Source organism: Alteromonas gracilis (genome assembly GCF_002993325.1).
GTDB classification, from domain to species: Bacteria; Pseudomonadota; Gammaproteobacteria; order Enterobacterales; family Alteromonadaceae; genus Alteromonas; species Alteromonas gracilis.
The window spans coordinates 211924-237658 of sequence record NZ_PVNO01000002.1 but is presented as its reverse complement, the minus strand read 5'-3'; the positions used below and the strand labels follow the sequence as shown (position 1 = coordinate 237658).

At 45.8% G+C, this 25735-nt stretch carries 21 protein-coding genes; all 21 read right to left on the bottom strand.

Going from position 1 to position 25735, the window contains the following annotated elements:
• Positions 1–9: 9 nt before the first annotated feature.
• The 21 genes from C6Y39_RS01770 to murD all read right to left on the bottom strand — a co-directional run bounded on the left by C6Y39_RS01770 (position 10) and on the right by murD (position 25714).
• Positions 10–744 carry a ParA family protein gene (locus tag C6Y39_RS01770; RefSeq protein ID WP_105929606.1) on the bottom strand — a complete coding sequence of 245 codons (735 nt, stop codon included), beginning with the start codon at positions 742–744 and terminating at the stop codon, positions 10–12.
• Positions 741–995 carry a hypothetical protein gene (locus tag C6Y39_RS01765; RefSeq protein ID WP_105929605.1) on the bottom strand — a complete coding sequence of 85 codons (255 nt, stop codon included), beginning with the start codon at positions 993–995 and terminating at the stop codon, positions 741–743. Before C6Y39_RS01765 ends, C6Y39_RS01770 begins: the two co-directional genes overlap by 4 nt.
• Complete coding sequence (locus C6Y39_RS01760; RefSeq protein WP_105929604.1) at positions 986–3694, bottom strand: chemotaxis protein CheA; 2709 nt, start codon at positions 3692–3694, stop codon at positions 986–988. Before C6Y39_RS01760 ends, C6Y39_RS01765 begins: the two co-directional genes overlap by 10 nt.
• Positions 3687–4064 carry a response regulator gene (locus tag C6Y39_RS01755; RefSeq protein ID WP_105929603.1) on the bottom strand — a complete coding sequence of 126 codons (378 nt, stop codon included), beginning with the start codon at positions 4062–4064 and terminating at the stop codon, positions 3687–3689. The genes C6Y39_RS01760 and C6Y39_RS01755 overlap by 8 nt, the downstream gene beginning before the upstream one ends.
• A gap of 1 nt (position 4065) precedes the next feature.
• Positions 4066–4920: a CheR family methyltransferase gene (locus C6Y39_RS01750; protein WP_105929602.1), complete on the bottom strand. Its 855-nt coding sequence runs from the start codon at positions 4918–4920 to the stop codon at positions 4066–4068.
• Positions 4913–5554 (bottom strand): HEAT repeat domain-containing protein, encoded by a 642-nt coding sequence (locus tag C6Y39_RS01745; protein ID WP_105929601.1) that lies wholly within the window; start codon positions 5552–5554, stop codon positions 4913–4915. Before C6Y39_RS01745 ends, C6Y39_RS01750 begins: the two co-directional genes overlap by 8 nt.
• A gap of 15 nt (positions 5555–5569) precedes the next feature.
• The gene (gene cheB, locus C6Y39_RS01740) at positions 5570–6607 is read right to left on the bottom strand and encodes a chemotaxis-specific protein-glutamate methyltransferase CheB (protein WP_105929600.1); all 1038 of its coding nucleotides are present in this window, start codon (positions 6605–6607) and stop codon (positions 5570–5572) included.
• A gap of 19 nt (positions 6608–6626) precedes the next feature.
• Positions 6627–8174 carry a chemotaxis protein CheW gene (locus tag C6Y39_RS01735; protein ID WP_105929599.1) on the bottom strand — a complete coding sequence of 516 codons (1548 nt, stop codon included), beginning with the start codon at positions 8172–8174 and terminating at the stop codon, positions 6627–6629.
• 36 nt (positions 8175–8210) lie between these two features.
• A complete protein-coding gene (locus C6Y39_RS01730; RefSeq protein ID WP_105929598.1) occupies positions 8211–10118 on the bottom strand; it encodes a methyl-accepting chemotaxis protein in 1908 nt (635 codons plus the stop codon).
• Positions 10119–10516: 398 nt separating this feature from the next.
• Positions 10517–10906, bottom strand: a complete 390-nt coding sequence (mutT, locus tag C6Y39_RS01725) for an 8-oxo-dGTP diphosphatase MutT (RefSeq protein ID WP_105929597.1) — start codon at positions 10904–10906, stop codon at positions 10517–10519.
• Positions 10906–13614, bottom strand: coding sequence for a preprotein translocase subunit SecA (secA, locus tag C6Y39_RS01720; protein ID WP_105929596.1), 2709 nt, complete (start codon positions 13612–13614; stop codon positions 10906–10908). The genes mutT and secA overlap by 1 nt, the downstream gene beginning before the upstream one ends.
• A 179-nt stretch (positions 13615–13793) precedes the next feature.
• Positions 13794–14672 (bottom strand): M23 family metallopeptidase, encoded by an 879-nt coding sequence (locus C6Y39_RS01715; protein ID WP_105929595.1) that lies wholly within the window; start codon positions 14670–14672, stop codon positions 13794–13796.
• A 178-nt stretch (positions 14673–14850) separates the two neighbouring features.
• On the bottom strand, positions 14851–15762 hold the full coding sequence (gene lpxC, locus C6Y39_RS01710) for a UDP-3-O-acyl-N-acetylglucosamine deacetylase (RefSeq protein WP_105929594.1): 912 nt from the start codon (positions 15760–15762) through the stop codon (positions 14851–14853).
• Positions 15763–15973: 211 nt separating this feature from the next.
• Positions 15974–17140 (bottom strand): cell division protein FtsZ, encoded by a 1167-nt coding sequence (ftsZ, locus tag C6Y39_RS01705; protein WP_105929593.1) that lies wholly within the window; start codon positions 17138–17140, stop codon positions 15974–15976.
• A gap of 105 nt (positions 17141–17245) precedes the next feature.
• Positions 17246–18475: a cell division protein FtsA gene (gene ftsA / locus C6Y39_RS01700; protein ID WP_105929668.1), complete on the bottom strand. Its 1230-nt coding sequence runs from the start codon at positions 18473–18475 to the stop codon at positions 17246–17248.
• A 7-nt stretch (positions 18476–18482) separates the two neighbouring features.
• Positions 18483–19253 (bottom strand): cell division protein FtsQ/DivIB, encoded by a 771-nt coding sequence (locus tag C6Y39_RS01695; protein WP_105929592.1) that lies wholly within the window; start codon positions 19251–19253, stop codon positions 18483–18485.
• A 2-nt stretch (positions 19254–19255) separates the two neighbouring features.
• Positions 19256–20239 carry a D-alanine--D-alanine ligase gene (locus C6Y39_RS01690; protein WP_105929591.1) on the bottom strand — a complete coding sequence of 328 codons (984 nt, stop codon included), beginning with the start codon at positions 20237–20239 and terminating at the stop codon, positions 19256–19258.
• 1 nt (position 20240) lies between these two features.
• Positions 20241–21686, bottom strand: coding sequence for a UDP-N-acetylmuramate--L-alanine ligase (gene murC, locus C6Y39_RS01685; protein WP_105929590.1), 1446 nt, complete (start codon positions 21684–21686; stop codon positions 20241–20243).
• Positions 21686–22816, bottom strand: coding sequence for an undecaprenyldiphospho-muramoylpentapeptide beta-N-acetylglucosaminyltransferase (gene murG / locus C6Y39_RS01680; RefSeq protein WP_105929589.1), 1131 nt, complete (start codon positions 22814–22816; stop codon positions 21686–21688). Before murG ends, murC begins: the two co-directional genes overlap by 1 nt.
• Positions 22809–24230: a cell division protein FtsW gene (gene ftsW / locus C6Y39_RS01675; RefSeq protein ID WP_105929588.1), complete on the bottom strand. Its 1422-nt coding sequence runs from the start codon at positions 24228–24230 to the stop codon at positions 22809–22811. The genes murG and ftsW overlap by 8 nt, the downstream gene beginning before the upstream one ends.
• Positions 24227–25714, bottom strand: a complete 1488-nt coding sequence (gene murD / locus C6Y39_RS01670; protein ID WP_105929587.1) for a UDP-N-acetylmuramoyl-L-alanine--D-glutamate ligase — start codon at positions 25712–25714, stop codon at positions 24227–24229. The genes ftsW and murD overlap by 4 nt, the downstream gene beginning before the upstream one ends.
• Between the last annotated feature and the right edge of the window lie 21 nt (positions 25715–25735).

Genomic DNA, 25735 nt, shown 5'->3' with positions numbered 1-25735 from the left:
CTCTTGTTTTTAGCCGATTAATTGTTTACATAATTCAGTATAGTCGTGTGCGCCACGACTGTTAGGCGCATAGGCAAAAACCGGTTTGTTTTGTGCAAATGCCTCGGCTAATTTGATGCTCTTTCTTATAGGTACTAACACTTTGTTGCGCCCGTAACGCTCGTACCATCCACTCAGTTCCTGACGATGTAGTTTTAAATTTTGTTCAACCATTACGGGTAAAATAGTCAGCTTAGTCGCTCTGAACTTTCTTTGTGCCATAGCGTTTCTGCAGGCGGTTAATAATTTCTGCACGCCGTCGCTAGCAAGTGGCAAAGGAGTAGCAGGAATAATAATATCGGTGGCGGCTGACAACGCAGCCATCAGTTGCGGGCTTAGCGTTGGCGGAGTATCGATAAGTACAACGTCAAAATGCCTTCTAACGCAATCTGAATCACACCAGTTTCGCAGGGTATCCATCGTTACGTTATCGTTGGTATTCGCCTTGTTCGTATCCACATCCGTGGCGTAAATGTTTTCTGAACACTTCAAAATTGACGTAAAAAAATGGCTAATCGGCAATTCGCCAATATCGTTTTGTGGTGCACATCCAAGCGCTTTTAACCCGTGCATTACGTGACCTTGATTGTCGAGATCTATCACCATTACTCGCTTGCCTGCCTGTGCAAACCCATAGGCAAGGTTGACGACTGTCGTCGTTTTTGCCGTGCCGCCTTTGCGATTAGCTACTGTGATTACTTTCATTCGCACCACACATTGCTCTTGTTATTCATTATTTTAATCAACCAAAACAGGTTTTCAGATTCTGGCCACACGCTGACCTTCGGCTTTTTAGCGAGCAATACCTGGTAAACCGCAGTGTGTGCACTTGTTAATGCCTTAAGGTTAACTTGCCGAGAAGCCTCTTCGTTAAGCCAAGTAAACAGGCTTTCTGCTTCTTCAATTTCACAGTGTCCGGTCATCACTGCCACTTTCTTTTTGAACGCTATCGGCATTTGGCTAATACCTCTTGTACATTGATGATCAATAGCACTCGCCCGTCGCCAAGCAGCGCTGTTCCCGAAAAGTGTGCGTATCCCGCCAACACGCCTTCTAGTGGTTTTTGAATGACATCAATGCCCTCATGAAACTTATCGATGATTAACCCAAACTCTCCCTGCGGGGTAGAAACCACCAGAATTGACTGTTCCTCTCTATCTACGTCCTGTTCAAACCCAAGTGCCTCACGCAGATTACACACTGGAATAAGCTTTTCTCGGATAACAAGGATATGTTCATTTCGAATGCGCTGAATATCTGAGGTTGGGACTTTAACGGTCTCAACCACCGCATCCATTCCAACACCAAACATTTGGTCGCTTACTTCAAACATCATCACACGGTTAACCGACATGGTTTGAGGTAAAAGCAGTTTAAAGGTCGTACCCACGCCCACTTCACTGTACATTTCAATGGTGCCGCCCGCTTGACTGACCATGGTTTTAACCGCATCCATGCCCACGCCACGACCGGAAAGATCCGACACTTGTTCACTGGTAGAAAATCCGGCGGCAAAAATCAGCTGAAGCGCCTCGTTATCATCAATGCTCTCAAGCTGAGATTCGGTTATTACCCCTTTCTGAAAAGCAAGCAGCTTTATTTTATTGGGATCAATACCCTTACCATCGTCTCGGATCTCGATAATGACACTGTCATCAAGGGGGGTAGCAATTAAATCTATACGCCCCGTTTCTGGCTTGCCCTTCTCTATTCTTTCTTCGGGTGATTCAATGCCGTGGTCAATACTGTTTCGCAGCAAGTGAATGAGAGGCTCAGAGAGGGATTCGATTAAGTTTTTGTCGAATTCTGTGTCTTCACCCTGCATACAAAGCTCAATTTTTTTATCGAGCTTTCTGGCTAAATCTCTTATCAGACGAGGATAGCGCTGAAATACATGGGAAACGGGCACCATACGTATTTGTAATACGGCGCTTTGTAGTGACTCAGTCAAGCGGTTAACAATAGAAAAATGCGCTTTAATCTGCTTACTGAGCTTTCTACTTCCCCCCTCTTCTTCGGCTTGCTTTGCGAGATAGGGTAACGAGTTTTTTGCCACCGTTAGCTCGCCAACAATGTCCATTAGATAGTCGATCTTTGTTTGATCGACTTTTAACATTTTTACTGCCTGGCGTTCGGCTTTAATCGGTTGCGGACTGTCACCTCGACCGGGTACGGTATTAATTTCTGAGAAATCAGCTGTGCTTGGTGATGTATTCGTCTGCTGCGTAGTCTCTGCTGACGCTTCTTCTGTGCTTTGTTGCTTATGTATTTCATCAGCTTGCTCATTGATTGTTTCGTCATCTAATGCATTGCAAATAGCAACCGCCAGGGTATCTTCATCGCTAAAAGTTTCACCCAACATGTTCCCTACGAGCCCTGCTATAGAGGGGAACATAAGCTCCGTCTTGTAATTATCTGAATTTAAGAGAGTAAGTTGCTGAGTAAGAATTGCCTTTTCATGAGGGGCTAGAATTTTTTCTGGACGCGCTGAAATATCTGCTAGCTTGACATTAGATTTAAGGGGGGCGTCTTCATCGGCGTTACTCAAAACATTAACACTTGCCTTATCGTCAGTACCAACAAACGCTTCATTGCTTATGCTTTGACTGGCGCTTTCTGCTGTTTCCGCGTGACTGCTTGGCTCTGCCCTACTAAGGAAATCCAGCTCGCTTGCGGTTGATAAAAATTGTAAAGTTACGCGCTTTGCATCATCACAGTCAGCGTCACTAAAATCCTGAGAGGCAAGCAACAGCCCTGCACTTGAATTAACTTGTTCAAGATTATTATCTGCTATTGCATCGGTTAATGTTTCATCAGGAATTTGGGCAATATTTTCTCTAATTTTGCTAGCGCAACTGGCGCTCAACGCCTGACTCGAGAAAAAAGTAACCGTGTATTGCCCTTCGTAATACGCCATGTGCTGCTTAATCACATCTTCATCTGCACAACCTATCGCTTTAATCCTAGTCATGCAGTTATAAATGTCTGCGTCATGATCCAATTCAGGCATGGCAATATTGAAAGCCTTAAGACCAGGTAAAGTTAGCGCAACATTAACAGGGTCTTCCCCTCGAAAGAAACAACCTTCATCGGGTGTGTATTGAATAAGATAGCAATACGGCCCGTAAGTCTGACACAGCAGCTTAAGGTCTGCGTTTTCGCTGAAGTCAGCCAAAAGCTCTCGTTGAGTATCAGTTAGATTTTGATTAACTGATGATGATTCTTTACTTGATACTGCTTCATTTTCGTTACTAGAGCCGCATGATGCATCTGGATCGATGAAATGCCTTAGCTGTGCACCTAAGTTAACCGATATAGGTTGCCATTGTTCAAGGTCTTGGGAGCCCACCTCTAGTTCGTCGAACCATATCGAAATTTGATCTAAAGCCTCGAGCAATAAGTCGCCAATATCGTTACTAAAAGACACCTCATTTGCTCTAACACTATCAAGTAAGTCTTCTGCTGCATGCGCTAATCGAGTTAAAGGTTTTATATCAAATAAGTCAGATGACCCCTTGATGGTGTGCAGATCGCGAAAAATTTTATCTACACGTTCTGGGGCTGGTCCCGAAGATTGAATTTCTAGTAATTCTTGGCTCGCCGACTCAAGGTTTTCTCGTGACTCTCCGATGAATACATCAAGTAACTCACTCATTGGAGCCCCCTCCAATTACTGCACTAACAACCAATTTCAGCATGTCTGCATCAACAGGTTTAGTCATGTAGTAATTTGCACCGCATTGATACGCCCGTTCGGCATCTCGATTTGCTGATTCGGTGCTGACCATAATAATAGGTACTGCACGGAGCGCCTCGTTACGGCGGATCTCTTTGCACAGTCGATATCCGTCCATTTTTGGCATATTCACATCAACCAAAAATAAATCGACCTGTGTGCCAATGGCTTTTTCTAGAGCTTCTACACCATTTTCAGCTTCTTCGATAATTCGGTCAGGAGTAGATACCAGCATTTTGTGGAACATCCTTACCGTGGAGGCATCATCAACAATCATTACTGTTTTCATGTTATGCCCCTCCTGCAAGCGGCTTTTGATAGGCAATGACATCACCAAACTTGCGTACTTTAAACATGGATGAAATGCGGCTCATCGACTCGCTGTGACCTAAAAAGATATAACCACCGGGCTTCATCGCGTCATAAAGTACATGCGCCGCCTTTTTGCGAGATTCATCGTCGAAGTAAATAAGCAGGTTGCGGCAAAAAATAAGATCAAAGTTTCGGAACTGTTTCATATTGTTGCCAGACAATATATTCGCGAGTGTAAATGACACTGAATCCCGAATATCTTCGCTTAACTGATATTGCCCGTTCATTTCTTTGAAGTATTTTTTTATCAGCGGAAGCGGAATATTTTGTACCGAGCGCTTCGAATACAGCCCTTTTTTCGCTGACGCCAAAACGTTACTGTCGATATCGGAAGAAATCAGTTCCACATCTCTGTGGACTAAACCTTTCCAATACTCAATAAGATAGATAGCTATTGAATACGGCTCTTCACCTGTGCTTGAAGGTACTGACCAAATTCTTAAATCTTCTCCAGACGGGCGATAGCTGTCTAGCTCATCCATAATTTCTCTCGTCATGGCTTCGAACTGATATTCCTCCCGGAAGAAGTAGGTTTCATTTACCGTCATCGAATTTACGAGGTTTTGAAACTCCTCGCCGGATGCTTGGAACCGCATGTAGGTGAAATAGCTTTTAAAGCTCAGGTGCCCCGTGGCTTTCATTCGTTCGTGAAGACGTTTATCCACGAAATAGCGCTTCGAGTCTTCGAAGTGGATCCCCGTTTTTCGGTAAAACATAGAGCGGAACCGCTCGAAGTCGGCAGCATCTATTTTTTCCAATGCTGCGTTACTCATCGGCGCCTCTCACCTGGCTTCTTATCAAAGAGATCACAAATTGAATGTAGCTATGACTTGGGAAGCGGCTTTCTACTGTTTGCAAAATGTCGAGTGTTGATACATCTGCAATCTCTGCAAGTTTATCGAGCGCTGTGCCAACTACATTTTCATTGTCATCGTTTAGAGCAAACTGGTGCAGCCAATTTACCGCTTCAATGTGTGCTACGGCACCAATGATATCTACACAAAAAATACGTGTATCCGGATCTTTATCCTGCATAAGAAGGGTAACATTCGCCGCAAATACATCTGGATTTTGTTGCATAAGTTCTATAGCACCGTTTCGAAGCTGCACGTTTTCGCTCTTAAGTAAGCTGAGCACTTGGGATGCGTGACGGCCTGACATATCTTGCTCAAGTGCACTAAATAGCGCTTCAATAACGGTCGGATCGTCTTCGAAAGGCAGCCGTCTGAGAAACTCGTCGCAGGCTGCTTTTTGACCACTTAAATCTCTAATAGCCCATCGACGCACGTCACCATCGTTTGAGTTAAGTTCGCTAACGAGTTGTTCTGTAGTTCGGGGGGTCTCGCGCTTTTCTTCAAAGTCTTCGGAAATATTGGCAACAGGCTCCACTTTCTTTTTTAAACCCATTTTTTACTACTCCTATTAACGACAAAGCGCATTTAACTTCGATGCGACCTTCGGACTGTCAAGTACAAAACTGGCACAGCCAGCTTCGATAAGCTCTTTAGGCATACCAAACACCACCGATGTGGCCTCGCTCTCTGCGATTGTTGTTGCACCCTCTTTATAAGCCTTACTCATTGCGGTAACGCCATCACTTCCCATTCCTGTTAGCTGAACGCATAGCATGGAAAGGGGTTTATAGCAGGTAAGCGCACTATCAACCATTCGATCTACACTGGGGTGCCATAAAAAGCTCGGACTAGAGGGTACTGGTCGAGCAAAAACCTCACTACCTGCTTTAGAAAAAGCAAGGTCCGCATCACCTTTCGCTAAATAGACGGTGCCTGGTTTTATTGGCATCTTACTGTCGACTTCAACAACATTAAGCGAACTTAAACCATCTAACCGCTTCGCCAGTGCACAGGTGAAAGATGCTGGCATATGCTGAGAGATGACAATCGGCACAGGAAAAGAAGGATTCAGATTCGCAACCAAATGCTCTAGTTTCTTTGGTCCACCAGTTGATACCCCTACAAGTACTATTTCGAACGCACCGCTGCTTCTATTTCGTACAACCTTTTGTTCAACAACCGGTGGCGTTTTTGTGATGGGACGCTGGGGTTTACCGGTTTTCGCTAGCGCATGGATTTTATTAATAAGCGGGACTTCTAAATCTGAGATATTCCGTGAAACAGTGCCCCCAGTCTTTAGAACAAAGTCGCTGGCACCAAGTGCCAGTGCCTCTAACGTAATGGTTGCGCCTTTTTGTGTTAACGAAGACACCATGATGACGGGGCATGTATAAAGCTTTTTCAGCATGGCCAAGCATGTCATACCGTCCATTACCGGCATGTTGATATCTAATGTGATACAGTCTGGCTCGAACTCAACGGCTTTGGTTAATGCTTCTTCCCCATTGCGTGCTGTTTGAACGATAAAGCCCTCCTTCTCGAAAAGCTCTGTAAACAGCTTACGCATTAATGCTGAATCATCCACAATAAGGACTTTCACTGTCATAGATCACCTTAAACGTTGATTAGCATTGCTCTTGAACCTTTGCGACTGCATTGTCGTTGAGCAACACATTGGGTTCGATAATTTGGATGATGCGCTTTTCATCGTTAAGCTTTATCAAACGGTTTAAAAATTCAGACTGCATCTCTGATAGCGATGGGGCCTCTTCAATAGTTTGTCTGACTACCGTTTTTACTTCTGCTACACCATCCACGATAAAACCTGTCCGCTGTTTATTCTTTGTGAGTACAATAATTCGCTGACGTTCTGAAGTCTCACTACACGGCATACCTAATCGGCTGCGCAGGTCAATAACGGGCAGTACCGTTCCGCGAAGATTGACTATACCTTTGAGATAATTTGGCGTGCTCGGCACGCTTTCTAGCTTTTCGGGCACTCTTGTAATTTCTTGGGTATCGTCAATGCTCACGCCGTATTCTTGCCCATTAATCCAGAAAATCACGTATTGCTCGCAGTCATCTTCATCAAACGCTACTTCGTTACTTTCGCTCATTTGCGACTCCTGCTTAATATCGTCATCGATACCAGTAAGCGCACTCATGAGCGCGCGCCCATAGATATTAGGAAGGTTAATAATGGAGACCAGACGCTTTCCACCATCGCTGCGGTATACAGCTTCAAGAAGTCCAGATTCCGCACCGTCGTTACAGACTGATGGCACGCTTTCTAGCTCAGTTTCAGAAATAGATACTACGTTACTGACCTTAGCAACAATAAAACCCACACTACCAAACTCAAAGTTTTGGGTGACCACAATGCGAGATGTTTCATTAATTTCCGTTGGCATCATGCCAATGGCATTCGATAAGTCGACAATAGGAATAATGCGGCCGCGAAGATTAACCAAACCGAGGACGGCCGGTGCACTTTCAGGTAGTTGTGATATCTCAGCGGGAACTCTCACAATCTCCTCCACATCTTGAAGGTGAAAAGCAAACTCTTGCTTTTCCAGAGAAAAACACACCAACTGTTGTAGACTGTCATCAATATCTGCACAATCTGCTTCATCACCGTCTAGGCGTCGCATGCCCGATAATTGCATCGCACCACCGCTTTGCTTAGTCACAGCTTGCGCTCTCGCCAGAGCTGAAACATCCAAGATTTGCTCCACCGGCTGATCGTTTTGCTTAATAATCCCGAGCATGAAGTCATAGGAAATAGAATCTGTCATTGCTGCTTTATTAATGACAGCACCTTCTACGACACTGTATACGCGAAGTACCCTGTCGACTAAAAAACCTAAACTTCCAAGTTCAGTCTCCACTACGACGACACGAGTAGCATCACTCACCTCTGCATGGCGACCAAGCAAAATAGCGCTCAAGTCATACACTGGAAGCACATTTCCCCGTAGGTTTGCTAACCCCATCATTTGCGGTGGGCCAAGAGGCACTGAAACCATAGTCGGCACACGAATGATTTCACCTACCGATAACATGGGAAAGGTAAAGCGTTCTTGCTCGACTATGAAAGATACGAACTGTTGCTCACCGTCCGAAACCTGCTCAAGATTAGCGTCAGTTTCATTGAGTGTTGTGTCAATACTCATGAGGCAAGTTCCCCCTGTAAAGTCTTGTGCGATGGATTAGCCGTTTTGCATTTCGTCTGCTACCGAAGCTATTTCTTCAATTGATTTGGCTAACATCTCCATGCCTTTACTTTGCTGCTCAGCGGCGCTCAACGCTTGCTGGCAGTTACTGCTCGCCTGCTCGTTGGCTGTTGCAATTTGCTCTAGGCCGCGCTGAGCTTGTGTCACACCCGCGGCTATTTCTTCACCACGCTCTTTCATTCGTTTGTTGTAATTCACAACATCGCCAATGTCGTTTGCAATTTGTTCAACATCTCTTGTAGTTTCCTTGGCTTTCATCACCTCTCTATATGCGCTTTCTGCTACGTTCGTGAGGTCGGTCTTAACACTTACCGTCTGATCTTGAATCGCTTTGATAAGATCTTTTATTTGCTCAACATTTTCTGCAGCCTCATCAGCTAGGCTTTGTATATCCGCAGATACTACCGCAAACCCCTTACCGTACTCACCTGCTCGTGCGGCCTCTACCGCGCCGTTTACAGCCAGCATACTAGTTTTAACCGAAACGGTTGTGATCGTATCGATCACCTTATCTATTTGCCGTGTCATCATTTCCATCTCAGAAATGGCACTGACGTTTTCTTTACTGGTTTCCAAAGCTAAATTTATACCGCTTACCATTTCTTCAATTAGCGAACGATTCTCTTGAAGCAGCCTCGTAATTGCTTCGCCTTTTTCAAGTGCTATATCACTTTGCGTTGATGCTCTTTCGACCCCTTCTCTTAACAGATCGATATTACCCACAGCTTGGTCAACTGAACTCGCAGCCTGTTGAGCACCGTTATTGACCTGAGTAAGTGCCGTCATTATTTCGCTTGAAGAGCGGTTAATCTCTTCTAAACTCGCCGACAGTTCCTCAGCTGAAGATGCGACTTCCTCTGCGCTTTTATTGATATCAGTGCTGTTTTTAAGCTCTTCGGTGATTATTTCTAAAGACTGCGATGCCTGTTCAGCCTGTGACAAAGCGACACTTTGCTCAGAAACATTCGATGAAACTTCTTGTGCTGCGGTGGATTGTTCGTCGGCAGCACATGAGATGATTTCTGAGCCTGCTTGAATTTCTTGGGCCGCAGCATCCATTGATTTTACTTGTTCCTGTAATTCTCTAGCGCCATCCGCAATGCTTTGCATATCCGCTTTTATAGTATTAAGTTGTTCTGTAACAGCCTCACCTTTGCTCACTTCATCAAGCGCAGCTTCAGAGGAGGCTTTCACCGCATCTGAGACGCGGTTTGACTGTTCCTGGATTTGCTCTATCTGCTTTGCAATTTCAGATGCGCTTTTATCTGACACTTCGGCAAGCGCTCGGACAGTATCAGCAACAACGGCAAAGCCTTTACCATGCTTACCAGCACGTCCGGCCTCTATCGCGGCGTTAAGGGCCAATAAGTTGGTTTGGTCTGCAATTCGGGTGACTTGTTTGACGGCTTCACCGATATTTGAGGCTTGCTGCTCTAACTCACTCATCATCACCACCGAGCGTGATTGATGCTCCGACGCAGTTTTAACGCTCGTCATCATGGCTCCTAGGTCACAAACCACCCGTTCAAGATAGGTTTGGAGCTCGTTGGTTTTGTCCATTGTTGCGCCAGCCAGTTCGAGCTGTGCCGCAAGTCCGCCGGAAATCTGTGTCACGGCGGCCAAGCTTTCCTGGCTTGCGCTGCTGGATTCCTCTGCTCCTGCGGCAATCTCGTTAACGGCAGTAGACAATTGATCGGTAGCGCTTGATGCTTGATTTATTCCACTTGCCAGCTCAGCTGTTGATGTTGCTATACGCTCCGCGGCTTGTTGCTGTCGTGCTAAAGTTCTCGCTTTGCGGCGCTCCTCTTCCGCTTCTTTTCTCATTTTAGCGTCTACGCGGACGGTTGGTGTTACAGCTTGTTCAGTGGACCTTTTGAGCGCCATAATTAACCTCGATATTTAAATGGCAATTTATCAACAATATTAAATATCGTTCAAAAAAAGGGCTATTTAAGTATAAAGCCAAATACCTTTGTATGATTATCACTACGGAAAGGGCTTTTCCTTTTTTTCACGAAATAATATGCCCTAAATGTCACAAAAGGCGTGATTTTACGTTTGTATGTAAAAACAAAAGCTTATAAATGCAGTGAAGTCGGAGTCCACAAGACCGACTTTGTCAAAGTACAAAAGTCTAATAGGGCTAACTTTGGCATGAAGTTTTTTAAGATAAGCTAATAACTTATACCTAAGTATAAGAAAAAAGCGGCTATTAGCCGCTTTCAAATTTTTTCGATGTTTTGCTTCTGCTGTAAGCTGGTTGCTGAATAGTAACTATATGACTACGCTTTGCTTTGCAGTGCGTCGATTATTGGAACGTTCGCTTCCGGGAAGTCTTCGGCGTTAAGTGCTCGCACATTGACCCACCGCGATTGTTGTCCTTCTTTACCATGGGGCTCACCTGCGAAATCATCCACGCGATGCACATCTAGCTTAACTTGTTTATCGCCATAGTCATGGGTAATAACAATGACTGGCTCACTGTGGTTAACGCTAATTCCTACTTCCTCAGCAAGCTCACGCGTTAGCGCCTGAAGCACGGTTTCGCCTTCTTCCACCTTACCGCCTGGGAATTCCCATTTCCCACCCTGATGAACACCGTCGGGACGCAAGGTAATGAATATTTCATCGCCGCGGGCGATAACGCCCACAGCAACATGTACCACTTTCATTACTTCAATTTACCGTGACACTGCTTATATTTCTTACCAGAACCACAAGGACATGGGTCGTTGCGGCCTACTTTCGCGCCCTCGCGAACTTGGGTACGTACTTTGTCGCTAGCTGCTTCTGGCGCTGCGCTAGCTTCTTCGTGCTCGAAGTTCTTAGGCACATCGTCAGCTTGGCGACGCTGCTCTTCAACTTTTTGAACATCTTCTTCAGCTTGTACTTTTACACGAGCAAGAATAGTGATCACTTCAACTTTGAGCGCTTCTAACATTTGAGAGAACAAGGCAAACGACTCACGCTTGTATTCTTGCTTAGGGTTTTTCTGTGCGTAACCGCGTAAGTGAATACCTTGGCGTAGGTGGTCCATTGCTGCCAAATGCTCTTTCCAATGGCTGTCTAGGTTCTGAAGCATTACGGCTTTTTCGAACTGGCGTAGCACCTGTTCGCCTACCACTTCTTCTTTTTGTTTATAGGCGCTGATCACTTCACCTAAAATGCGTTCGCGAAGCTTTTCTTCATAAAGCTTATCGTCATTTTCTAGCCAGGTTTTGATTGGCAGGTCTACAGCGAAATCAGCGCGCATACGCTCTTCTAGGCCGCTAACGTCCCACATTTCTTCAAGAGATTGCGGTGGGATGTACTCGTCAACAACGCTTGAAATTACGTCTTCACGAATAGCCGCAATTGTCTCGCTAATATCGCCTTCATCAAGCAGTTCATTGCGCTGTTCGTAAATAACTTTACGTTGGTCGTTAGCCACATCATCGTATTCAAGCAACTGCTTACGAATGTCGAAGTTACGGCCTTCTACTTTGCGCTGCGCATTTTCGATAGCCCGCGTCACCCAAGGGTGTTCAATGGCTTCACCACGCTCCATACCAAGGCGCTTCATCATATTGCCCATTTTTTCAGAGGCAAAGATACGCATTAGCGCGTCGTCTAATGATAGGTAGAAACGGCTTGAACCTGGGTCACCTTGACGGCCTGAACGACCGCGAAGCTGGTTATCGATACGACGAGACTCGTGACGTTCTGTACCAATGATATGTAAACCGCCCGAAGCAAGTACAGCGTCGTGGCTCTCTTTCCACGCCGCTTTGATCTTTTCAATTTGTGCTTCCGTTGGGTTTTCTATTTTTTCGACTTCCGCTTGCCAGTTACCGCCTAACACGATATCAGTACCACGGCCGGCCATGTTGGTCGCTATGGTAACAGCACCTGGTTTACCTGCTTGAGCAACAATATCGGCTTCGTGTTCATGGAACTTAGCGTTAAGTACCTTATGAGGAATTTTCGACTTTTTAAGAATGCGAGAAATCAGTTCCGAGTTCTCGATAGAGACTGTGCCTACAAGGGTTGGCTGACCGCGCTTAACGCACTCTTTAATATCTTCAACAATGGCTTCGTATTTCTCTTCTGCCGTCAGATAGATAAGATCAGGCATATCTTTACGCTGCATAGGGCGGTTAGTTGGGATCACTACCGTCTCTAAGCCGTAAATATGATTAAATTCGAATGCTTCTGTGTCTGCAGTACCCGTCATACCCGCAAGCTTGTTGTACAAACGAAAGTAGTTCTGGAAAGTAATAGACGCAAGGGTTTGGTTTTCGTTTTGAATTCGAACTCCTTCTTTTGCTTCTACTGCTTGGTGAAGACCTTCAGACCAGCGACGGCCTTCCATTGTACGACCGGTATGTTCGTCAACAATAACGATTTGGTCTTCTTTAACAATGTAGTCTACGTCTTTAGAGAACAGTTTGTGCGCGCGAAGTGCAGCGTTAATATGGTGAAGCAAAGAAATATTGCCTGCATCAAACAATGACTCGCCTTCTGGCAATAATCCTTCTTCATGTAGAATTTCTTCAACGTGAATTTGACCGCGCTCTGTTAGATGAATTTGTTTAGCTTTAAGGTCGATAGTGTAATCACCATCGCCTTCTTGACCTTCTTCATCTTCCTTTTCCTGCTGAACAAGCTTAGGAATAATGATGTTGATACGACGATACAACTCTGAACTATCTTCAGCCTGGCCAGAAATGATAAGTGGCGTACGGGCTTCGTCGATAAGGATTGAGTCAACCTCGTCCACTACTGCATAGTTAAGTGGGCGCTGAACGCGATCTTGCGGGCTAAATGCCATGTTGTCACGAAGGTAGTCGAAACCAAATTCATTGTTCGTACCGTAAGTAATGTCCGCCTGATAAGCTTCTCGCTTTTGCTGTGGTGACATACCTGGTACGTTACATCCAACGCGCATGCCTAGGAAGTCAAATAGCTGATTACTCCATTCAGCATCACGACGTGCTAAGTAATCGTTCACGGTAACTACATGAACACCTTTACCCGATAGCGCATTAAGATAGGTAGGCAACGTTGCCGTTAAGGTTTTACCCTCACCGGTACGCATTTCTGAAATTTTACCTTCGTGCAGTACTTGGCCACCTAGCATTTGAACGTCGAAGTGACGCATACCATATACACGCTTACTTGCTTCACGCACCGTAGCAAACGCTTCAATAAGGATGTCGTCAAGGGTTTCTCCCTTTTCAATGCGCGCTTTAAATTCGTCGGTTTTAGCCTTTAGCGCCTCATCGGAAAGCTTTTCAAATTCTGCTTCCAGTGCATTGATGGCATCTACGTTTTTGCGTAATTTTTTTAATAGTCGGTCATTTCTGCTACCGAATACTTTTCGAAGGATGCTTGAAAACATTAGCTTTTTTATTCCACTACTTGTCGAGACGCCGCACATTGTGCACAGCTAAATTAAACGTAAAAAACACAACCGGTTTGTTCGGGTGCTTTGCGATTTTCTAAAATTGTGTTTCACCGCCATCAAAGCTGCCTGTAAAAAGCCTTGATAACAGGAATATACCTGGCTGCTACCTTAATCTACTTTTTGTAGACGAAAGGCAGAGGATCGACTTGTTTTCCGTTTCTTATTACTTCGTAGTGAACGTGAACGCCGGTTGAACGCCCGGTGTTGCCCATTTTAGCAATAGCTTCACCCTTGGTGACAACATCGCCTATTGATACGGTCAATTCATCGTTGTGCCCGTATCGGGTAACAAAACCATCACCGTGATCAATCTCTACTAGTTGGCCATAGCCGTAGCGCTCGCCTGCCCAGGTTACAATACCTGCTGCAGTAGCAACGACGTTTTCTCCTGCTTTACCTGCAAAGTCCAACCCTTTGTGCATGGTTGGTTTACCTGTAAACGGATCGGCCCGCATACCATAATAAGAAGACAACCACCCTGACTCAATCGGACGACCAGATAATTGGCTCTGTTCGTTTATATGGTGACCCCTTACCAAACTTTCAAGCATAGATAATTGTTGAGACTTCAAATCAAGTGATTGCTCAAGCTTTGCTATTTCGTGAAGAATGGGGTCGTCTTGGAGGTTATCCGGTATCGATACCGGTACGAAAGCGTCCAGGTCAGCCGCTGACATACCTAATTCTGTTGCTATTTGCTTACCTTTCTCATCAAGCAACGTAGCTTGCGCTGATAGTTCAGCGACATGAGAAAGTAAGGCTTTTATCTTAACGGAGGTTTGTTGCTTTAGCGCCTCAACATCTTTTTGTTGTTCATTGACTTCTGTTTGGGCTAAACGCACACGCGCAATATCTTCGGACACCGATTCGGTTGAACGGCTGGATACCAACATAAAAATAGACGATAGCACGGTGGCACTAACAAGCGTGCGGACACTGATACTGTGTCTGTAACGTTTATTTTTGCCTGCTAATGTAATAGTTAGTTTCATACCACGAAGATTATTGCTGTTTCACGCCAGTGCCCCGACGAAAATAAACCACAATCGCTTTTGACTGTTAATTTCTGGCACATGGGTGAAATTTATATTAATTATTCGGCTACTGTATCATTTATTTCAGTAATTGCCATATGAAAAAAAGCCGCCTGTTAGGCGGCTTTTGAAAATATTACGCTAATGCCGGTTGAGCATAACGAATTGGCGCGGTTTCCTGAGAATCGTATGTCACGAACTCCCAACACTCTTTTTGCGCTAACACAGCGTTTAATAGCTTATTGTTCAGACCGTGGCCTGTTTTGTAAGCACGTAATTCACCAATTAAACTATGGCCGCCTAAGTATAAGTCACCAATAGCGTCCAAAATCTTGTGTTTCAAAAACTCATCATCGTAACGCAACCCTTCTGGGTTTAATACGCGAAACTCATCTAAGGCAACAGCATTTTCCATGCTACCGCCTAGTGCTAAGTTGTTCGCGTTCATGTATTCAAGGTCGCGCATAAAGCCAAACGTACGTGCTCGACTTACTTCATTAACATATGAACATGAATCAAAATCCATCGTCATATGTTGACGAGTTTGACTAATTACCGGGTGATCAAAGTCGATTTGGAAATCAACACGAAAACCGTCGTATGGCACTAATTCTGCCCACTTATCGCCATCTTCAACTCGAACAGGCTTTTTAATTCGGATAAATCGCTTTGGCGCATTTAGCTCTTCAATACCCGCAGATTGAAGTAGAAATACGAACGGGCTAGCACTTCCGTCCATAATTGGCAGCTCGTTACTGTCTACCTCAACAATGATATTGTCGATACCTAACCCTGCAAGCGCAGACGCCAGATGTTCTACCGTTTGAATAGTTACACCGTCTTCATTATTTAGACACGTACACAGCATGGTATTACCTACCGCGTTCGCACGCGAAGGTATGTCGACATGTGGTTCAAGGTCAACACGCCTAAACACGATACCCGTGTTTGCTGGCGCAGGTCGGAGAGTCATTGTGACCTTTTCCCCTTTATGAAGCCCAATACCGGTCTCTTGTACCGATTGCTTGATTGTACGTTGTCTAATCATCTGCTTAAGCTTTTACCTATTAAAAAAGCGGGCGCGAATTATAGTGAGTTATTACTCACATGTCAAAAAACACCCGTTCCGACGATATTTACCCCGTCAGATTGCGTATTTAAACAATCACTTCACGCGAATTTTTCACGCTGTGAAATTTCATCTAATTAATGAGACATCACAAACGCAAAATAATTCCCTTCGTTTTCAAACAGCTAAATTAGTCTGCCTGTTTACGAAGAAACGCTGGAATATCTAGATACTCCAAGTCGTTGTCAGGTTGTGCACTGTCATCAGCTTTAAGCGCTTGATTACCTTCCGTACCACCGACTGCAGAACGCGGCTCACTTGAGTGTGTGCTGCCGTACTCTTTCGCTGGGGTCGTCAGGCGAGAACCTTCAGAGCTTACTAGCGAAATGTCAGGCTTGCGCTCTGCGCCAATACCGGTCGCAACAACCGTAACGCGAAGCTCATCTGTCATTTCCATATCAATAACTGTACCCACAACCACAGTCGCGTTTTCTGATGCGAATGCTTTAACTGCATTACCTACAGTCTCAAACTCGTCGATAGCGAAATCCGGGCCAGCAGTAATGTTTACAAGGATACCGCGCGCACCTGACAAATCGATGTCTTCTAGAAGCGGGCTTGCAATGGCAGATTCCGCGGCTTCTTCAGCACGGTCTGGACCGCTTGCTGCACCACTCCCCATCATGGCTTTCCCCATTTCAGACATAACAGTTCGTACGTCTGCAAAGTCAACGTTGATCAAACCAGGGCGAGTGATTAGCTCGGCAATACCTTGAACCGCGCCGCGTAATACATCATTTGCTGCGCTGAATGCCTGAAGTAGTGGCGTGCCTGGACCCATTACTTTCAATAGTTTTTCGTTAGGAATAGTGATCAACGAGTCAACATTGTTCGCAAGCTCTACAATACCTTGCTCAGCAAAAGAGGTACGCTTTTTACCTTCAAATGGGAATGGCTTAGTAACAACCGCTACGGTTAGAATACCCATTTCACGGGCAATCTTTGCCACTTCTGGCGCTGCACCAGTACCTGTACCACCGCCCATACCGGCTGTGATAAACACCATATCCGCGCCGTCAAGCGCTTGGCGTATCGTTTCTCTGTCTTCTTGCGCTGCTTCACGACCGATATTCGGATCGGCACCTGCACCCAAGCCTTTTGTTACGCTTGAGCCAATTTGAAGCGTAACATTTGCACTTGAGCTACGAAGCACCTGTGCATCTGTGTTTACCGCAATAAATTCTACGCCTTCAATGCTTTGAGACACCATGTGTTCAACTGCATTACCACCGCCGCCACCGACACCGATGACTTTGATTACGGCTTCTTCGCCGTGACTATCCATTAATTCGAACATACTTACTCTCCGGTTGTACGTCTTTTAAACACTACGCCAGGTCATTCCCTTAGGCTAATTGCTTCCTGCTAGCCTTAATGCCGTAGCTATAGCGCCCCCAAAAAATTAAAATTCACCTTTAAACCAGCTTTGCACACGATGAAATAAGCTTTCACCGGTTTTCTGCGTACTGGACTTTTTATTATCAGATTGTACTTTGCCATATTGCAGCAGCCCAACGACTGTCGCAAATCCAGCATCATCGACGTATTCAGATAAACCTTTTACGTTGATGGGTTTGCCCACGCGCACGGGCATCTGGAAAAGTTCTTCGGCAAATTCAACAGCACCTTCCATCTTAGCGGTACCACCAGTAAGTACAAGACCCGCTGCGATTTGCTCTTCCAGACCGCTGGCACGAATTTCATCATGTACCAGCTCAAAAAGTTCCTGATAGCGAGGCTCAATAACCTCAGCTAACGTATGACGAGACATGACTCTAGCTGGGCGTCCGCCAACACTAGGTACTTCAATACTGTCTTCCATACTCACCATATCTTTTAATGCACAGGCGTAATTAACCTTAATTTCCTCTGCATTACTAATAGGTGTTCTAAATATTTTTGCTATGTCACTGGTAATTTGATTACCAGCAACCGGTATGACCGCAGTGTGGCGAATGGCGCCATCGGTGAAAATCACGATGTCCATCGTACCGCCACCAATATCAACCACACAGACACCAAGCTCTCGCTCGTCGTCGGTTAAAACGGCATAGCTTGATGCGAGGGCTGAAAAAATCAGTTGGTCCGCATTAAGCTCACAACGCTCAACGCACTTCACCATGTTCTTCGCCATATCGTCGGCGCAAGTGATAATGTGCGCATCTGCTTCCATTCTTACGCCCGACATGCCTATCGGGTTTTTAATCCCTTCTTGCACGTCAATAGTAAACTCTTGGGGTAACACATGCAGAAGACGACGTTCAGCCGCAATAGGCACACTGCGCGCTGCATGAATAACGTTGTCCACATCTTCTTGTGTTACTTCTTGATTGTTAATCGGTACCATGCCGTTTTCATTTTGGCACTTAACGTGGCGACCCGAGATAGACATGAAAACTGAAGACACACGGCAATCTGCCATTAACTCCATCTCGTTTACCGCACGCTGAACCCACTTAACCACCAAATTTAAATCGTTAACGCCGCCCTTATCCATGCCTTTAGATGCATGGGTGCCCACGCCAACGATACTGATTTGATCGTCTTCTAGCAATTCACCCACCACAGCCTTGACTTGGCTGGTGCCGATATCTAGTCCTACAATCAAATTGCGTTCAGCAGGTTTTGACATGGTTTCCTTAACTCTCTTCATCTGTGGTGTTGTCGTCTTTCCAGCCAACGGCAACACCCGTGTCATAGCGAAGGTCGACGTATTTCACCGCCTTCTCTTGTTGCGCCAAAAGTGGATATACATCAATAAAGCGCTGCAGCCTATCGATGAACTCCTGACGTCCTAAATTCAATTTTATGCCGTTTTTCAACTGCACCTGCCATGCAAATCGTTCGCTTAATGACAACTCAGACAACGTCATGTCTGTTGTTGAAATAAGTGCATGCATGGCGTTATAACCTTCTAGCGCCGTTTTCTCGCTACCGCCGGGGCCATATAAACGCGGTAGATCGAGCACTACACCTTCATCGTTAAACGTATCCCCATAAGGGTTTAACAACAAATCCTCGTTCCATTGGGCGACCGGCTGCTGTTCCACCAAATAAATTTTCAGCGTGTTCGGCCACTTTTTGCGAACCGAAGCACGGTAAACCCAAGACTGTGATTCAACGAGTTCGAATACCTCGTTAACGTCTAGGGCAAAAAAACTTCCTGGTTGCGCTTTACGAATCAATCGCTCAAGCTTTGTAATATCGATATGCTGATAATCACCAGAAAAATCGATAACCTGTACCGGCATTTGCTGTTCATCTTGCAAATACTGATTAGCTTTCAACCCACCAAATACTAATCCAGCAATAACCAACAGTAAGAAAGCGACGCCGCCCCACACTGCTGATTTACTTTTGCTGCCCTCAACAGAAGCTTGCCTGTCTTGGTTAGTATCGGTATTAGCCACGTCTACGCCTTGTTTGCAACGTCGTCAAAACTGGTAGAAAGAATACTGAGTACCAGTTCGTCAAATGTTAATCCTGCAACTTTGGCTGCCTTAGGCACCAAACTCTTTTCTGTCATGCCAGGCACTGTATTCGCCTCTAGCAAATAAAATTGCCTTTGGTTGTCCTGCATAACGTCTATTCTGCCCCAGCCGCTGCCAGAAATAGCATCGAAAGCACGTGATGCTAGTTTTGCTAGCTGTGCTTCTTGCTCTTCAGACAAGCCGCTTGGGCAATAATATTCAGTCGTATTATCCTGATATTTCGCAGCATAATCATAGAATGTATGTGGAGTAGACATGCGAATAGACGGCAACGCCTGCCCCTGTAAGACAGAAACAGTGAATTCGGGACCGTCTATATACTGCTCTAACAGGACTTGATTATCATATTTAAAGGCGTCCTGAACGGCAGTTTCGAGTTGTTTAGCGCTTGTCACTCTCGCCATGCCAATACTCGACCCTTCTCTGGCCGGTTTTACCATGACTTCATTCCCCAATTTATCCATTATAGCGCTGCACTTACCAGCTTCAAAGTGCCTTTTATCAGCAATTTCATATTTAGCGGTAGGTAAACCTAAACTTTGCCACACTTGCTTAGTGTGAATTTTGTCCATTGCCAACGCTGAGCCCAAAACGCGGCTTCCCGTGTAGGGTATTTTTAGAAGCTGAAGAGCACCTTGCATAGAGCCATCTTCACCACCTCGACCGTGCAGCATAATGAGCGCCCGGTCTACGTTTAGTTCAAGAAGATCGGTTAACGGGCGCTCTGCAGGGTCGAACGCAAAAGCATCCACACCTTGTCTTAACAGTGCGTTTAACACCGCGTTGCCCGAATTTAACGATACTTCCCGTTCAGCAGAATCGCCGCCAAGCAGCACAGCAACTTTTCCATACTCGCTAGGCAAGTGTGTTTTTTGTGAGTGAATACTTACTAAAGGTGTAGACATATCACTCTCCTTCCTTTGTAAGTGTTTTTGGCTCTAACTCACAACGCGCTAGTAGCTTCGCGATTTGACCGATATTACCCGCCCCTTGGGTCATCACAATATCGCCGTCTTGCATGATATTCGCCAAAATTGAAGGTAAGGCGTCTTTATCGCCTACATATACCGGCTCTATCTGTCCCCGCTGACGAATTGAACGACACAGCGCTTTACTGTCAGCACCCTCAATCGGCTGTTCACTGGCTGCGTAAACGTCAAGAAGCAGCAGTGCGTCAACGCTCGACAACACCTCAACAAAATCTTCGTACAGGTCACGAGTTCGCGTAAACCGATGGGGCTGGTAGACCATAACCAAACGTTTATCAGGCCAGTTTGCGCGAGCTGCAGCAATAGTGGCTCTTACTTCTGTAGGATGATGGCCGTAATCATCCACCAAGCACACTTCACCTTTACTCGTGTTAAATGTACCTAGCTGTTCAAATCGGCGACCAATGCCTCCAAAACTGGCTAAAGCACGCATAATGGCGTCGTCGTCTACCCCTTCATCCGTTGCCACCGCAATGGCAGCAAGAGCATTTAAAACGTTATGGTTGCCCGTAAGATTTAATGTTATATCTAGTGGCTCGTGATCCGGTCGAATAACGGTAAAATTCGCTTTGCCAAATGACAGCGTAATATTTTCAGCGCGATAGTCATTGTGCGGCTCAAAACCGTAAGTAATGATACTTCTACCAATACGCGGGCGAATCTCCTGAATATTGGCGTCGTCGCCACAGACAATGGCCTGGCCGTAAAATGGCAAGTTAGACAGAAAATCTACGAAGGTATCTTTCACCTTTGAGAAATCGCCGCCATAGGTATCCATGTGATCCGCTTCAATGTTCGTAACCACCGATACCATTGGCTGTAGGTGAAGGAAAGACGCATCGCTCTCATCAGCTTCGGCAATTAGATAACGACTTTTTCCTAAACGGGCATTTGTGCCAGCACTATTTAACAGGCCGCCAATCACGAACGTAGGGTCGTATTCGGCTTCTGCGAATATGGTAGAAATTAAACTGGTTGTGGTAGTTTTGCCATGCGTTCCAGCTATCGCAATACCGTGACGGAATCGCATCAACTCCGCCAGCATTTCTGCACGGCGAATAATAGGGATACGTTTTTCACGAGCAACGATAATTTCTGGGTTTTGCTCGTTAATTGCGCTAGACACAACGATAACATCCATGCCTTCGACATTTTCAGCGCGATGACCAATTTTCACTTCGGCACCTAACTCGCTTAAACGCTGTGTCATAGGCCCTTCTTGAATATCAGAGCCAGCAATAGCATAACCTTCGTTAAGCAGTACTTCTGCAATACCGCCCATACCGGCACCGCCAATACCAATAAAGAATATATTTTTTACCCTGCGCATTTGCGGGCTTTCAAATGGGGTTTTAAAAACCATTAGTCCCCTACTCCTACCACGCTTTTAACGTGGCTTACTACATTTTCCGTGGCATGAGTGCTTGCACATGTTTTAGCAACAGCACCCATTGTTAAGCAGTTTTCAGGGTGTTGTAACCACTGACGAACCGCCTGCCCTAAATTTTCTTTTAATACAGATTGAGCAATCATAAGTGCTGCATTTTGCCTCACTAGCGACTGCGCATTTTTTGTTTGGTGATCGTCAACCGCAAACGGTAGCGGTACGAAAATCGCCGCGCGTCCAGCAGCTGCAACTTCACTTACCGTAAGCGCACCGGCTCTACAGACAATAAAATCTGCCCACTCATAAGCTGCGGCCATGTCATCAATAAAATCACTGACATCGATTTTCGACATATCTGCGCCCACCGACGCATAGGCGTTAATGACACCTTCACTGTTACCTTTTCCGCATTGGTGTTTTATTGATAAGCCCTCTAGCACACCACAGGTCTTAGGTACGGTTTCATTCAAAACTTGTGCGCCCAAGCTGCCGCCAACGACAAGCATGTTTAGGCCTTGTTTGTGCTCACAGGTGTTTTCAAGAGTGTTTTTACGAGCGTCTGCATTCATGCCTGCAGCTTTGGATTTGACCTGCCAAATCTCATCGCGAACTGGATTGCCCACAGTATGCACGTGGTCAGCAACGCCTGAAAATTGTTCTTTAGCATCGTCAAAGCCAAGGAGTACTCGGTTTGCGATTTTGCTAAGAAGCTTATTGGTCATGCCTGCCGCGGCATTTTGCTCATGTACAATAACGGGAATGCCTAAGCTTTTTGCTGCTACCCCGCCGGGACCGCTAGCATAGCCGCCAAACCCAACAACGACATCAGGCTTTAGCCGTTTGATGATTCGTCTTGCTGAGAATAAACTTTTTACTAGTGCCATAGCGCCCTTAAAACGTGCCGATATCCCTTTTCCACGTAGCCCTTTTACCGGAATAAAGTGAATAGGAATACCGTGCTTAGGTACCACCTGCGCTTCCATTCGCTCGGCGGTGCCCAGCCAATGAATATCCCAGCCCTCGCTACGAAGCGCATTGGCTACCGCAAGGCCTGGGAAAACATGCCCGCCTGTACCGCCTGCCATAATCAAACAGCGTTTAGCCATTGTCCGCCTCCTGCGCGACACGCGCGAGAATGGCTTTAATGCCGGCCTTGCCTTCATCTTCCGCTGTTGACGTTTTAGTCGTAGGTTTTGCCTTAACAATTCCAGTTGAAAAATCTTCTTCATCAGCATCGTTTACTGATGCTGACGGGGATGTCGCTGACACCTTTGATTGAGCCGCACCTGAAGGAATAGGCTTTTTCCTTCGAGGGTTTTTCTTACCGTCTTTCCCATCACCTCGGCCAATTGCCTGTACGCCATCAACCCGCAATTCGAAGTCGATTCGAAGCAATATAGCCACAGCCACAGACATAACGATAAGTGACGAACCGCCATAGCTAACTAGTGGTAACGTTAATCCTTTGGTTGGCAGAATACCTGCGCTTGCGCCAATATTTACCGCCGTCTGGAAACTAAACCAGATGCCGATGCTGTATGCCAGATAGCCATCAAACGCTCGACCTTTCTCTAGTGCTTTATTTCCAATGTTTAGCGAGCGCAATACCATCCATAAAATGAGGCCAAGTACCGCGAGTACGCCAACAAAGCCAAGTTCTTCTGCCAAAATGGCCATAACAAAGTCGGTATGTGCCTCTGGCAAAAATTCCAGTTTTTGCAGGCTATTACCCAGACCTTGCCCAAACCAGTTACCGCGGCCATAAGCCATTAAGGATTGGGTTAGCTGATAACCCGCGCCAAACGGGTCTGCCCACGGATCTAAAAATGAAGTTACCCGTTTCATTCGGTATTCTTCAAACACGATAAGTGCGACAACCGCCAATATGCCTGCAAACACCAATGCGAAGAACTGCCATAGTCGTGCGCCGGCTAAAAATAACAGGCCAATTGTAGTGGCGAACATTACCACCACAGTACCCAAGTCTGGCTGAAGCAGTAGCAACATCGCTAATACAAAAAACACAGCCAATGGTTTGATAAAGCCCTTTAAGTTTTCTGTAACTTCTTCATAACGGCGAACTAAATAGCCCGCCAGATAGGCGAAGAAGAAAAGCTTGGCTGGCTCTGCAGCCTGAATGGTAATAGGGCCAATCGCCAACCAGCGAGTACTTCCGTTTACGGTTCTTCCAATCACTAGTACAGCCAATAGAAGCGCGATGGCAGCGAGCAGTAGATAGGGGTTGGTCATGCGCCAGAACTGCATGGGAAGATTCAGTACAATCATGGCCGCGACTATCGCTCCAACAATATAAATACCGTGGCGAATAGCAAAGTAAAATGGGTTATCGTGAAGTCTGTCCGCAACCGGCATAGATGCAGACGTAACGATAATAACGCCAATGCTCATTAATGCTAGCGCGATTAAAATAAGCGTGACGTCATAAGGATGCGTCGCTGTTTGCTGCCCGTCATGCCTTGCAGCAAATAAAGCGCTAAGTTTAGTAGAGGCTGCCATCATAGTACCGCCCCCAAACTTATATTGTGTAGGTCGTAAACGTCCAGTTTGAAGGTGTCGCCGCGATGCATATAGTTTTTAAACATATCCAAGCTCGCACACGCAGGTGAAAGCAGCACCGTATCACCGGGAGCAGCAACCCTAATCGCCGCTTTCACCGCATCTTTCATTGTGGCTACGCGGGTTGTATGCGCGAAGCTCTTTTCGAACAGGTGTGCATCTTTGCCTAAAGCAAACACATGGAAAACGTACTGGTTTAGATAGGGCGCAAGGCTTGCCATATCAGCACCTTTGGCATCGCCTCCTGCAATAAGAATAAGCTTGCCGTTTATAGTTGGGCCAATTCCCTCAAGTGCTGCGATGGTCGCCCCAATATTAGTGGCTTTTGAATCGTCGATATAGCGAACATTGTTTACACAGGCTACTTCAACACAGCGATGAGGCGCAGATTTGAAACTGTGTAGATGTTTAACCGCCGCTTGAGGCGTCACACCGAGTTTAAGGCAGATGCCAAGGGCTGCCATAATATTTAGCACGTTATGCATGCCGGCTAAATGAATGTCGCTTAAAGCGATAAGCTTTTCGCCGTTAAACGCGATACACAGTTTCCCATCGTCTTCAAAGGTCGCGATAGAAAAACCGCTAGAAGACTCACCTAAGCCATACTCAATAATATGTTGTGAACCTTGCTTTTCTATATGGGGCGTTTCACTTAAATTAATATCCGAAACGGGGCTTAAGTTGTCATTAGCCTCAACTAAGAGGTGTTCATCTGGTGCTACAAACTCACCGTCTCGCCAGACAATGGCTGATTTGGCATTATCAAAAATGCGATGCTTAGCATCAATATATGCCTCTAGCGTTCCGTGACGGTCTAGGTGATCATCGGAAATATTCAGTATCGTGGCAGCCTCAAGCACTAGGCTTGACGTTGTTTCAAGTTGAAAGCTCGACAATTCCATTACTACTACATCAGCATCGCTTTCCAACGCTTCCAATACAGGTCGGCCTACATTACCCGCTTCAATGCTTTTCACGCCACAGGCGTTGAGTAAGTGATTGACCAGCAGAGTGACAGTGGTTTTGCCGTTTGAGCCTGTTATACCCACGACACGCTTAGCAGGCGTGTTGCTGCTGTTTGAGGTGTTTAAGCGGGCAAACAGTTCTACGTCGCCAATCACTTCAACGCCGCATGTTTTCGCTAGGTTAACTTGTTCAATGTCAAGCGCAAGACCCGGGCTTAACACCAAGGTGTCTACGCCATCAAAGAAATCTGCGCTAAGCGCATTACACGTGACCTTTTCAGCCATGAACGCTTGCATGTCAGGTTCAAGGTCACCATTAAGATCAGCAGGTGCAGTAAAATTAGCCCGTGTATCAAACGCTTTAACGGTTGCCTGTTTCTGCAACAAAAAGCGCACGCAAGCCTGACCCGTCACACCTAGGCCACCGACTACATAACTATGCTCACGTACGTTATACGACATTAATATTTATCTCTTCAGCGC

What these genes read in the sequence shown, in the direction of transcription:
- C6Y39_RS01770 (WP_105929606.1), bottom strand. Translation starts at nt 744, where the DNA reads ATGAAAGTAATCACAGTAGCTAATCGCAAAGGCGGCACGGCAAAAACG.
- C6Y39_RS01765 (WP_105929605.1), bottom strand. Translation starts at nt 995, where the DNA reads ATGCCGATAGCGTTCAAAAAGAAAGTGGCAGTGATGACCGGACACTGT.
- C6Y39_RS01760 (WP_105929604.1), bottom strand. Translation starts at nt 3,694, where the DNA reads ATGAGTGAGTTACTTGATGTATTCATCGGAGAGTCACGAGAAAACCTT.
- C6Y39_RS01755 (WP_105929603.1), bottom strand. Translation starts at nt 4,064, where the DNA reads ATGAAAACAGTAATGATTGTTGATGATGCCTCCACGGTAAGGATGTTC.
- C6Y39_RS01750 (WP_105929602.1), bottom strand. Translation starts at nt 4,920, where the DNA reads ATGAGTAACGCAGCATTGGAAAAAATAGATGCTGCCGACTTCGAGCGG.
- C6Y39_RS01745 (WP_105929601.1), bottom strand. Translation starts at nt 5,554, where the DNA reads ATGGGTTTAAAAAAGAAAGTGGAGCCTGTTGCCAATATTTCCGAAGAC.
- cheB (WP_105929600.1), bottom strand. Translation starts at nt 6,607, where the DNA reads ATGACAGTGAAAGTCCTTATTGTGGATGATTCAGCATTAATGCGTAAG.
- C6Y39_RS01735 (WP_105929599.1), bottom strand. Translation starts at nt 8,174, where the DNA reads ATGAGTATTGACACAACACTCAATGAAACTGACGCTAATCTTGAGCAG.
- C6Y39_RS01730 (WP_105929598.1), bottom strand. Translation starts at nt 10,118, where the DNA reads ATGGCGCTCAAAAGGTCCACTGAACAAGCTGTAACACCAACCGTCCGC.
- mutT (WP_105929597.1), bottom strand. Translation starts at nt 10,906, where the DNA reads ATGAAAGTGGTACATGTTGCTGTGGGCGTTATCGCCCGCGGCGATGAA.
- secA (WP_105929596.1), bottom strand. Translation starts at nt 13,614, where the DNA reads ATGTTTTCAAGCATCCTTCGAAAAGTATTCGGTAGCAGAAATGACCGA.
- C6Y39_RS01715 (WP_105929595.1), bottom strand. Translation starts at nt 14,672, where the DNA reads ATGAAACTAACTATTACATTAGCAGGCAAAAATAAACGTTACAGACAC.
- lpxC (WP_105929594.1), bottom strand. Translation starts at nt 15,762, where the DNA reads ATGATTAGACAACGTACAATCAAGCAATCGGTACAAGAGACCGGTATT.
- ftsZ (WP_105929593.1), bottom strand. Translation starts at nt 17,140, where the DNA reads ATGTTCGAATTAATGGATAGTCACGGCGAAGAAGCCGTAATCAAAGTC.
- ftsA (WP_105929668.1), bottom strand. Translation starts at nt 18,475, where the DNA reads ATGTCAAAACCTGCTGAACGCAATTTGATTGTAGGACTAGATATCGGC.
- C6Y39_RS01690 (WP_105929591.1), bottom strand. Translation starts at nt 20,239, where the DNA reads ATGTCTACACCTTTAGTAAGTATTCACTCACAAAAAACACACTTGCCT.
- murC (WP_105929590.1), bottom strand. Translation starts at nt 21,686, where the DNA reads ATGGTTTTTAAAACCCCATTTGAAAGCCCGCAAATGCGCAGGGTAAAA.
- murG (WP_105929589.1), bottom strand. Translation starts at nt 22,816, where the DNA reads ATGGCTAAACGCTGTTTGATTATGGCAGGCGGTACAGGCGGGCATGTT.
- ftsW (WP_105929588.1), bottom strand. Translation starts at nt 24,230, where the DNA reads ATGATGGCAGCCTCTACTAAACTTAGCGCTTTATTTGCTGCAAGGCAT.
- murD (WP_105929587.1), bottom strand. Translation starts at nt 25,714, where the DNA reads ATGTCGTATAACGTACGTGAGCATAGTTATGTAGTCGGTGGCCTAGGT.